Consider the following 633-nt stretch of genomic DNA (forward strand, 5'->3'; position numbering starts at 1 on the left):
CCTGGTCCAATCTCAAGAATGTCGGCGACGTCGTGGAAGCCGTCCGCGGCTTGCTTGCGAAGGAGGCTTGAATGGACAGGCGCGTCGTTATCACCGGAGTGGGCGGCCTGTGCGGACTGGGCACCGAGGCCGCCTCTATGTGGAAAGAGATGCGCGAAGGCCGCTCCGCCATCGGCCCGATCGCCAATTCCGAGCTTCATGACCTGGAGGGCATGACCGGCGCTGAGATCAAGGCGCTGCCCCAGCACGACATCAACCGGGGGCATCTCATCTCCATGGACCGCTTCAGCTTGCTCGCCGTGCTTGCAGCGCGCGAAGCCATGCGGCAGGCCGGACTTTCCTGCGACGAGGGGAATGCCCATCGCTTCGGCGCGACAGTGGGCGTCGGATTTACCGGTTCGTACGCAACAGAACAAACTTACCGCTCACTGCTTTTGGGTAGCGCAATCCGTGCTGAACTCTTCACTGGAGTAAAGGTGATGCCCAGCGCCGCTTCCGTCCATCTTAGCTTGAGCCTCGGCTTGCGCGGGCCGGTCTTCGGGGTGACCTCCGCATGTGCCTCGGCCAACCATGCGATCGCCTCGGCGGTGGACCAGATCAAGCTGGGCCGGGCCGACGTAATGGTTTCCGGGG

The 633-nt window shown here is 63.3% G+C and carries 1 protein-coding gene; it reads left to right on the forward strand.

The annotated features are described in order from the left end of the window. Positions 1-71 precede the first annotated feature (71 nt). Positions 72-633, forward strand: a 562-nt coding sequence (locus EOA19_RS35020; RefSeq protein WP_281040499.1) for a beta-ketoacyl synthase N-terminal-like domain-containing protein, incomplete at its 3' end; no start/stop codon positions are given.

Origin of the sequence: Mesorhizobium sp. M7A.F.Ca.US.010.02.1.1 (assembly GCF_004023085.1) — a bacterium.
Taxonomy (GTDB): Bacteria; Pseudomonadota; Alphaproteobacteria; order Rhizobiales; family Rhizobiaceae; genus Mesorhizobium.